Below are 10,053 nucleotides of genomic sequence, written 5' to 3'. Positions count from 1 at the left end.
ATATATTATTCTTACTACATAAGCTACAATTTAATCATTTTAATGGCTATTTATTTTGTATCATAAATCTTATTTCATTAATACGATAAGAGAGATACTTTCTCTTGGTTATTTTATAGAGGGGAACACAGTAATACGTTAAAGTTTAAATCGTTAACCATTTATATCTTCGATATTATGAAAAATGGAGAAAGTTTTATCAGTATTTATTATTTTAAATAATTTTTTTATTCGAGAAATCGCTTAAAATAAATCGATAAAAGCTATTTTACGCACGTTACAAAGTTTAAAAATGATGTCCCTACAGTGGTGCAATATGTAGATATGTAATATACGATACGCATAGAGCGATCCATTGTTCAGGAAATTTAAAGCAATAACTCGCTAAAAGTTAAAAGCTTTGTTTAAGAAACGAGCTAATAATTAAGTTGATATCTAAATCTATATTGGAAACCGTTGTTATCATTGCTTCTATAGAAGGATCATCTGTTCCAAAAAAAATTAAAACTCCTTTTAAATTTTGAAGAAATCAAACCTTGATAGTTTATTTGTTCATTTTATACAGAATAAAATTTTTTCAATTTTTCTATAATTACATCGTCTTCAAACATAAAATGTTTTTGATTTGCTGATCATCGATGTTTCCTATTTCAATACGAATGCTCATGTTTCTCAGTACACCTAAACTTATTTGATGATGATGCTTGTGAATAATGCAATGTAAAATTTTCCATGAAGTGTATAAGATCTATTATCATCACTTTTGTTTAATACAAATATAAGGTGGCATTATCATACAATTGTTATTTCTCAACGTTGTAATAGTATTGGATAAGTGAAATTATTTCATAAGGGGTATTTTTATTTTTTGTTCAATAACTTTTATTTTATATAACCAACACCCTTTATGATGAGCAAGTAAGCAAATTTTATTGATTCAATACAAGAAAGGTTTGGGCTATTAGAGTTTCTATAATATATTGATTTATAAGAATTAATTTTAATATATGGAATGAAAAGCCCGAATAGTTTAAGATTCTCTCATTTCAAATCTGTTTACGTTAAATTAATCAAAATCATTCGCTTGCACATTACCACACTACGAGGGGAGAGAGCATCGAGACAAAAGCTATACAAGGCAGGAATAAAAATGCTTCTTACGAATCATTTAGAGTACCAAGAGCTATCACCGCACAATATTAGGAGCAGGGGTAAAATGTTATGCTACTGGTTTTCTCCTTCATATACCTAAAGATGGGGAGCTCAATGGTTTTATTGTTATACTATTTATGGATGAGTTTAGCTACCTTAAGAGATGTCTCTTAAAAAAGTGCATAAATATGTAATACAATGGTACGGTGTGATCCCATTTAAGCAATACGATAAACAAAGCATGAGGCAATGCATAACCTCCATTATGAAAAACGCTAAATTATTCTTATAGATTAATATGTTATTCTCGTTTAAAGGAAGTTTATTATAAAAATATTTACAACAGTTATAGATTCTTTTCTGAAAAAGTGTGTCGTCAAATTAAGAAAAATTAATTTCTTAGTCGCGTATTTTAAAATTCAGCTTTTTCAGCCAAAAGCTATAAATACAAAGCTACAGATTAGGAATGAATTTAGTTTATCAAATGTCCTTATAGATTAAGTTCATCCCTTTTATTTATACTAGGGGCATATAAGAAAAAGGTGTGAAATTGATCTGACATTTTGGAGCTTCAGGCATTGCAATATTTATTGCTAAGGTCCTACAGACTAACATGAAGAGTAATAAGTGTAAAAAGTTTAAATTCGTAAGATTTTTAGAATGGCACAGGAGTTTATTTTAATTGATATTGCAATATTGATTCGTTTGTGTAATCTTAGCGCAAACGCACAGAGGTGTTTTATGGATGAATTGCATCAAATACCGGTGTGATAAAGAGGGGAAAGCTATTATGGGTGTATAAAAGTTTAAATGGCTTTTTGTCATTTGTTCTTGAATTTGACTTTTTTTTTTATATTGAAGTAAAAATAAGAAAGTTTAAGTGTTATTTCATTATAATTTAATAAATTTAAGTTGAAATTATATTTAATATTTTTTGATGTTACTTAAGAGCGCGCTGAAAGGATTAATTTAATCATGTCGCATAAAAATGTTTATTCTGCTGTTTCAGTATTAGTTGGAGCCGCTGCCCTTTTTCTTATAGCTGGTATCTCTGCAAATGCGCAAACTTTATCGCAAGGTTGGTACAAAGTTTGTAGTAAGCAGCATGATGTCGATATTTGTAATACAATGAATACTGTATTATCGAATACGGGACAACCTTTAACGGCTTTTAATCTTGTTGAAATAAAAGGGAAGCAAAATGAAAAACGTATAGGTATTCAAGTGCCTACAGGTCGTTTTTTGCCAGAAGGTGTCCACATTCAAATAGGTGATGGCTTCTCTAAAAAAATTCCTTATATTATTTGTAATGGACCAAGTTGTATTGCCAATGATGTTTTAGATGATAAGCTTATCGCAGCTATGAAAAGTGGTACAAAAATGGTTGTAACCACAGTTAATTTCCGTGGTTCAGCTAATCCTATTGAATTTTCTCTTAATGGATTTACAGCTGCGTATACCGGTCCTGGTATGGAAGAAAAAGATTTTCAACAAGAGCAAATAAAGCTGCAGCAAGCCATCCAATCAAATCAAAAAGAAATTGAAGAGCGTATGCGGGCTGAGCAAGAAAAAGCAAAACAAAAATAATACACAATTGGCTGAAAATTTTTCTATAATTGTCTACTTAAACCGCCACAGTTTCCTGTGGCGGTTTTTTTATTGTTAACTTTTTGAAAGAGTTCTGCGTTTCCACCAACCAATACGCGCAGTTTTAGGAGCATCATTAGACGCTGATGAGATAACAACGGGTTGGTTAATGGTTTTTTCAATTTGGGAAGGAGAGGACTCGATAGCTTTTTTCATCTCCTTATCAGTTTCTTTCTCTAATGTTTTTTGTCTTTCTGTTGTCTCTTTAGAGGATGATTTTTTACGTGTTCTACGTATTGTTTTCTTAATATTTTCAGGAGCTTTATCCTCTACTTCAAGAACAGATTTGTCTGTTTTTTTTGTTTTAATTTTACGTGCGGAATTTCTTGTAGACTTTTCTTCAAGAGATTTTTGTTCTGCGACATTTTGATCACTCTCTAGAGAAAGATTATTTTCTACTGCCTTTGAAGAACGTGTTTTACGTTTAACACTTGTATCAACTTTTATTGCTTCATCTTGTTGATGTAGATCGAGAGCTTGTATATCATTTTTTATTTCTTCAAGTTTAGAAGATTTAACGGATGGAACACGACGTTTGCGGTGTGCTGCTTTGATTTCTGCTAAAGCCTGCTTTGCAAAATCTCCTACTGGTTCTGCGTAAGGAACGCGAATCTGATGAAAATTATTATCTTGATTGCGTCGACCACCACGACGTCCTCGACGACGTCCTCGACGAGAAGAATCATCACTCAACGTATCTTCTTTTTTATGAACGACGGAGAGAGAATGATCAGTAATTTCGTCCTGGCGATTTTTCCGTCGACGTTTTTGATTTGTTTCAATGGGAGGAGAACTTTCAATAGATTCACTTTTTATGAAAATAGAATCCTCAATTTCTTTCTTATTGCCATCTTCCAACGAAGATTGAGAAATGCTTTCTGCTATTGTACCTTTAGAAATAACAAGATGTTGTGTTCCAATACTATCATCTGCTTCAATACTAATATTAAGCTTAAAGCGTGTTTCTAAATTAACAAGAATATTACGTTTATGATTTAACACATAAAGCGCTGTTGCTACGGGTGTACGCACAATAATATTATATTGCGAGTTATGAAGAAGATATTCTTCAATTGAGCGCATGACATGTAGAGCAATTGATGATTCAGAACGTATACTTCCTGTTCCTGCACAATGCGGGCAGGGCTGTGTTGTGCTTTCTAAAACCGATATACGAATACGTTGACGGCTCATTTCTAAAAGGCCGAAGTGTGAAATATGGCCAACTTGAATACGAGCACGATCATTTTTTAAACAGTCTTTTAATTTTTTTTCGACCAGTCGCACATTACGTTCTTCAAGCATGTCAATAAAGTCAATCACAATTAAACCAGCAAGGTCACGTAAGCGTAATTGACGCGCTACTTCTTCTGCAGCTTCAAGGTTAGTTTGTAAAGCTGTCTTTTCGACAGAGAATTCTTTTGTAGAGCGTCCAGAATTCACGTCAATAGCAACAAGTGCTTCTGTTTGATTAATAACAAGATAACCACCAGATTTTAAAGAAACCTGTGGTTGCAGCATTTTATCAAGCTGAATTTCAATATTATTTCTTGCAAAAATAGGCGTAGGATCGCGATAAGGTTGCACAACTTTTGCATGACTTGGCATAAGCATACGCATAAAGTCTTTCGCTTCACGATATCCTTGATCCCCAGAGACCAGAATTTCACTAATATTTTTATTGTAAAGATCTCGTATAGAACGCTTTATGAGATTGCTTTCTTCATGAACAAGGCATGGAGCCGTTGATTCAAGTGTTAAAGTGCGAATAGTATCCCATAACCGCATAAGATATTCATAATCGCGTTTAATTTCAGCTTTTGTCCTATTGGCGCCAGCGGTTCGCAAAATAACGCCCATACCCTTTGGAACGGCTAATTCTTTTACGATTTCTTTAAGACGCTTACGGTCTTGCACATTCGTAATTTTTCGTGAAATACCACCACCACGTGCTGTGTTGGGCATGAGAACAGAATAACGCCCCGCTAGAGAGAGATATGTTGTGAGTGCAGCACCTTTATTTCCGCGTTCTTCCTTGATGACTTGCACCAACAAAATTTGACGTCGTTTAATCACCTCTTGAATTTTATACTGGCGCCCTTGTTTTCTTTGATATGTTGGGAGCTCTTCACGGATGTCCTCAGCACCGACCATTTCGATCTCATCATAAGAGACATCGGCATTTAATATTTCTCCTGTATGATCAAGTGTTACAGATTCGGATGTGATATCATTTTCAACATCGGCTGCTATGACATTGTTTTTCGCATTCTTTTTTGTCTTTCTGGGGCGTTTTTTATTTTTAGTTATTTCTTCCGTGAAAACATCTGCTAGATTTTCTCTTACAGCTGCTTTTTCCTCTTCTTCAAGAAGAGCAAGGCGATCAGCAATAGGAATTTGATAATAGTCAGGATGAATTTCAGAAAATGTTAAAAAACCATGTCGGTTTCCACCATATTCAACAAAAGCTGCTTGGAGAGATGGCTCTACACGCGTAATACGTGCAAGATAAATATTCCCCTTGAGCTGTTTTTTATGTTCTGATTCAAAATCAAGTTCTTCAATTTTGTTGCCGTGAACAACAACAACACGTGTTTCCTCCGGATGGGAGGCATCTATAAGCATTTTGTTTGACATAAGTTAATATCCTGAAGGCGACATGCACAATTTTATTCAAACGAACGGTATAATTATTCGTAGAGGTAAAGGGCTGTCTGCCGTAAAAGGGAGGTACCAGAAAAACAGGACGAAACACCATGTGTAGATGCATGATTGCATTTACACCATTTCTCATCATTATCTCTATCCGTTTTTTATGACTCATATTTCTTAAAAGTCTCTGGTAAAATAATCTTTAAAACAGTTCGGATATCCGAACCAACGAATCTTAAGTAATGCAATCCTAGTTCTATAACATAGAAAATCTTTATCCATAACAAAGTCTCAACGCATAATATGCAACATCCTCTTTAAAGACAACTTACTATGAGTTACAGATAATTAGATCTATTATCAGTTAGGAAGCACTCATATTCTTTTATGTTGATATCATGCGTTTGGCAAGTAACAATGATAAATCATGTATCATGATAATATTTTTATTACCGTAATTTTGTTTTTTAGTGTTTATAATGGAGAGATGCAGCATTTTTAAAAAAATAAATTAGTGTATTGTTTTTATATACCCAAGATAAATTCTTACAAATGTTGGTAGAGTACTTTACTTATAATAAGAGGGCTTATGATAAGAGTTTTTTTTACCCAAAAGCTGAAAACAGCCTATTTGGATGTTATTGTGCAATTCATATGCTTTTTATTATTTTTTTTAGTATGCCAAACCAATGTTCAAGCAGCTGATCCTTTGAGACTTATTAATTTTCGAACCATTGGTGATAGTGCTCATACGCGTATAATTGCGGTTTTCAATTCAAAACCAAATGTTCGTTTGCAGATTTTGGATAGGCCTGCACGTTTGGTTATCAATTTACCCACAATTGACTTTTCAATGCAAAATACGCCTTTCAACAAACAAAATACATTATCCGTTATGCTTTTAGATGTGCGTTATGCATTCTCTGACGTACAGACTTCACGCATTATTTTGACAAGCAAAACAGCATTTGTTGTTGAAAAAAGTATCGTAAAAAAATTAGACAATGGTTTATGGCAGTTGCTGGTTGATATTCGTAAAAGTACACAAGAAAAATTTGATAAGGTATTAAAGAGTCAGCAAAGGACCAATTTTGATACAAAACCACCGTTGATTCCGGCACAAAATTTTCGTGTTGTTCTCGATCCTGGTCATGGTGGTATTGATGGTGGGGCACGGGGGGTTACTGGAATTTTAGAAAAAGATGTGACTTTAGATTTTGCACGTGCATTGCGAGATGAATTACAAAAAGATCCTCATATTAGCGTTGCTTTAACGCGTGATTCTGATACTTTTTTAAGATTAAGTGAAAGAGTTAAAAAAGCGCAAGAGTTTGAAGCTGATCTTTTTATATCCATTCACGCGGATACAATTGGAGTGCATTCTCTTCGTGGTGCTACAGTGTATACCATATCAGATAAAGCCTCTGATGCCATTGCGAAATCTTTAGCTGAAAGTGAAAATAAAGTTGATTTGCTTGATGGTTTGCCTGCAGATGAAACGCTTGAAGTTACAGATATCTTGATGGATCTTACACGACGTGAAACGCATGCATTTTCGGTTGATTTTGCAAATAGTGTTATTTCAAGTTTATCAAAGAGCCATATCAACTTGATCAATAATCCTCATCGCTATGCTAATTTTCAAGTTTTAAGAGCTTCAGATATACCCTCTGTCTTGATAGAGGTCGGTTATTTATCCAATAGAGAGGATGAAAAGTTATTAAACGACCCTCATTGGAGAAAACAAATGGCCGTCTCTATTGCTCATTCTATTCGTCAATTTGCTGATTATAGACAGAAAATGGTACAGCCTCTTTAAATTTGTAAGAAAATAGAGTAATCAGTATGGGATGTTTATGTATCCTAGTATAAATAAAAGATAAAAAACAAATTTCTTTTATCTCAATCCTGTGGTGATATCCACGTGGTGCGATTGAGGTAACATATTTTTTCTTTGATCAATTCTTAAGAAAGCGATAGCCGTTTTTATGATGATTTTTTTAAGATATCCTCTTCGTTTTTTTATTGCTACTGGACTTTGTGGCGCACTAACATGGGGTGTTATGACGAGTGGTCGAGCAAATGCTCTTCCTGATTATGAAGTTCTTTCACTTTATGAACCACCGGTGATGACCCGTGTCCATGCTTCTGATGGCAGTCTTATGGCAGAGTTTGCAACAAAACATCGCCTCTATTTACCGATTCAATCAATCCCAAAGCTTGTTATAGATGCTTTTATTTCGGCTGAAGACAAAAACTTTTATCATCATTTTGGTTTGGATCCTGAAGGGCTTTCTCGAGCTTTGATCAATAATATTCGTAATATTGGCTCAGGAAGACGTCCAGAAGGCGCATCAACCATAACGCAACAGGTCGCTAAAAACTTTCTTTTAAGTTCAGAAACAACGTTAGAGCGTAAATTTAAGGAAGCTATTTTAGCAATGCGTATTGAGAAAACCTACTCAAAAGATCATATCTTGGAGCTTTATCTCAATGAAATTTATTTAGGTCGTGGTACCTACGGTATAGCCGCTGCTTCTTTGACGTATTTTAATAAATCCGTCAATGATCTGACGCTAGAACAATGTGCTTATTTGGCTTCTCTTCCAAAAGGACCTGCAAATTATGATCCATTTAAAAATACGCAGCGTGCTATTGATCGGCGCAATTGGGTTATAGACCGGATGGTTGCAAATGGGTATGTGACGCGTGAACAAGGCGAAAAAGCGAAAGCTAAGCCTTTGGGAGCGACGATACGTGGGAGTGATAGCTATGTTTTTGCGGCTGATTACTTTACTGAAGAAGTACGTCGTCGTTTAATGCATCGCTATGGAGCTAAAACACTTTACGAAGGTGGGCTTTCCATCCGTACAACGCTTGATCCGCATTTACAAATTCTTGCTCGGCGTGCTTTACACAATGGATTAATTAAATTTGATCATTCGCAAGGATGGCGCGGAGCTTATGCGCATATTGATAAAAAAGATGATTGGGGGGCTGAGCTTGCAAATATTACAGGGTTAAGTGATGTTCCTGAATGGCGTTTAGCTGTTGTTCTTTCTGCAAACCCTAATAAAGTAGAGATTGGTTTACAGCCACAGCGCGAAGCTTCGGGTATACTCTCAAAAAAACGCAAAATTGCTGTTTTGTCTGAAGCTGATTCAAAATGGGCTCTTCATGTTGTGAAAGAAAATGGTTATCGGGGAACTGTTCAGAGCTTGTCTCACGTTTTGCAAGTTGGAGATGTTGTTTTTGTTGAAAAGCTACCCAATACAAATAACACTTATCGGTTACAACAAATCCCCAAGGTTGAAGGGGCTATCGTTGCTATGGAACCTCATACGGGGCGCGTTCTTGCAATGGTGGGAGGTTTTTCTTTTGCTGCATCTGAGTTTAATCGTGCAACACAAGCCTATCGTCAACCTGGCTCTGCGTTTAAGCCCATTGTGTACTCAGCAGCACTTGATAACGGGTATACACCAGCATCCGTTATTTTAGATGGTCCCATTGAAGTTCGTCAATATAATGGTGAAGTTTGGCAACCCAAAAATTATGGTGGTACTTTTGCAGGGCCTTCAACGTTGCGATATGGTATTGAGCATTCTCGTAATCTTATGACAATACGGCTTGCCAATGATATGGGAATGCCTCTTGTCGCTGAATATGCAGAACGCTTTGGTGTGGTCGATAAATTACAGCCTTATCTTCCCATGGCTTTAGGAGCTGCTGAAACAACAGTGTTACGGATGGTTACAGCTTATTCCGTTATTGCCAATGGGGGACGCTCTATTAAACCTTCTCTGATAGATCGAATTCAAGATCGTTATGGGAAGACGATTTATCGTCATGATGATCGTATTTGTGAAAATTGTAATACGCATTCATGGAACAATCAAAGAGAACCCACATTGATTGATGAGAGAGATCAAGTTCTTGACCCTATGACGGCTTATCAAATTACATCGATGATGGAAGGGGTTGTTCAGCGAGGTACTGCAGCACGTTTACGTTATCTTAATCGACATATTGCGGCTAAAACAGGAACCACCAATGATTCTAAAGATGTCTGGTTTATGGGATTTACCCCTGATATCGTCGTTGGTATTTTTGTTGGCTATGATCAACCAGCTCCGTTAGGATATAACGGAACGGGAAGCTCATTAGCCGCACCTATTTTTGGTGAGTTTATAGCGGATGCTCTTGAAGGCAAGCCAGATGTTCCCTTTAAAATGCCAAAGGGTATGGTTTTAATGCCGATTAATCGGAAAACAGGAATGCTTGCGGAAAGAGGAGATCAAGATGTCATTATAGAAGCATTTAAACCAGGGACTGGTCCTGCTGATATATATCAAGTCATTGGGGGAACAAATTCTTTTCAAGAAGGTGTTCCTGCAGTAACCACTTCTCCACAAGTCAATAAAGCCCTTGAAAGTGGAACAGGTGGGCTGTATTAATCAACAAAATCTCCTTTGCTATGAATCTTAGTTTTTATCTGTTTTTATAGTGTTAGTCCTGCAAATAGAATGATGAATCCGTTCCATTTTCTGATAGAGGCTATTAAGTTTGTATAAAATACAAAGAGATATAACCAGAAAGAGTGTA

4 protein-coding genes are annotated in these 10,053 nt (G+C 35.6%); 3 read left to right on the top strand and 1 reads right to left on the bottom strand.

Annotated elements, in window-relative coordinates:
* Window positions 1–2,127: 2,127 nt before the first annotated feature.
* Complete coding sequence (locus CER18_RS07925; RefSeq protein WP_100129479.1) at window positions 2,128–2,739, top strand: invasion associated locus B family protein; 612 nt, start codon at window positions 2,128–2,130, stop codon at window positions 2,737–2,739.
* 75 nt (window positions 2,740–2,814) lie between these two features.
* Here CER18_RS07925 and CER18_RS07920 read toward each other — a convergent pair whose 3' ends face one another.
* Window positions 2,815–5,436 (bottom strand): Rne/Rng family ribonuclease, encoded by a 2,622-nt coding sequence (locus tag CER18_RS07920; protein WP_100129478.1) that lies wholly within the window; start codon window positions 5,434–5,436, stop codon window positions 2,815–2,817.
* 604 nt (window positions 5,437–6,040) lie between these two features.
* Here CER18_RS07920 and CER18_RS07910 point away from each other — a divergent pair.
* Together CER18_RS07910 and CER18_RS07905 are read left to right on the top strand one after the other, a co-directional pair.
* The gene (locus tag CER18_RS07910) at window positions 6,041–7,270 is read left to right on the top strand and encodes an N-acetylmuramoyl-L-alanine amidase family protein (protein ID WP_100129477.1); all 1,230 of its coding nucleotides are present in this window, start codon (window positions 6,041–6,043) and stop codon (window positions 7,268–7,270) included.
* A 169-nt stretch (window positions 7,271–7,439) separates the two neighbouring features.
* Window positions 7,440–9,905, top strand: a complete 2,466-nt coding sequence (locus CER18_RS07905) for a penicillin-binding protein 1A (RefSeq protein WP_100129476.1) — start codon at window positions 7,440–7,442, stop codon at window positions 9,903–9,905.
* Window positions 9,906–10,053: the final 148 nt, after the last annotated feature.

The organism is Bartonella tribocorum (genome assembly GCF_002777915.1).
GTDB lineage: Bacteria > Pseudomonadota > Alphaproteobacteria > Rhizobiales > Rhizobiaceae > Bartonella > Bartonella tribocorum_A.
This window is presented reverse-complemented; position numbering and strand designations above follow the sequence as displayed.